Genomic DNA, 542 nt, shown 5'->3' on the forward strand with positions numbered 1-542 from the left:
AGGATCGACCTGCGCATCGCGAAGATCGTCGCCTGCCAGGCGGTGGAGGGCTCGGACAAGCTGCTGCAACTCACGCTCGACGTCGGCGAGGAAACCACCCGCAACGTGTTCTCGGGCATCAAGTCGGCCTACAAGCCGGAAGACCTGGTCGGCAAGCTGACGGTGATGGTCGCGAACCTCGCGCCGCGCAAGATGAAGTTCGGCATGTCGGAAGGCATGGTGCTGGCCGCCTCGTCGAAGGACGAGAACGCCGAACCGGGCCTCTACATCCTCGAGCCGCATAGCGGCGCCAAGCCCGGCATGCGCGTGAGCTGATCGACACGCCGCAAGCGCGAACCAGCAAAAAGCCCGCTCCTCGTGAGCGGGCTTTTTCATTTCACGCGGCCGGAACGATCGCCGCTCGCGAGCGAACGGCGCCTGGCCTGGGGCGCGAATCCACGCGAGGCCTCAGTGCCGCCGCGCCCACCACCAGCGATCGAAGCGCCGCGTGTAGTTCAGGTCGACGCCCTGGAAGGTGCCGCCGTAGGCCGACACCGACCAGA

1 protein-coding gene is annotated in these 542 nt (G+C 66.6%); it reads left to right on the top strand.

Translation table 11 applies throughout. The features are described from left to right. A partial coding sequence (gene metG, locus FQ705_RS27630; protein ID WP_144146715.1) for a methionine--tRNA ligase subunit beta occupies window positions 1-315 on the top strand: 315 nt, incomplete at its 5' end. Window positions 316-542: the final 227 nt, after the last annotated feature.

The sequence above is a fragment of the Paraburkholderia sp. BCC1884 genome, assembly GCF_900996225.1.
Lineage (GTDB): Bacteria > Pseudomonadota > Gammaproteobacteria > Burkholderiales > Burkholderiaceae > Paraburkholderia.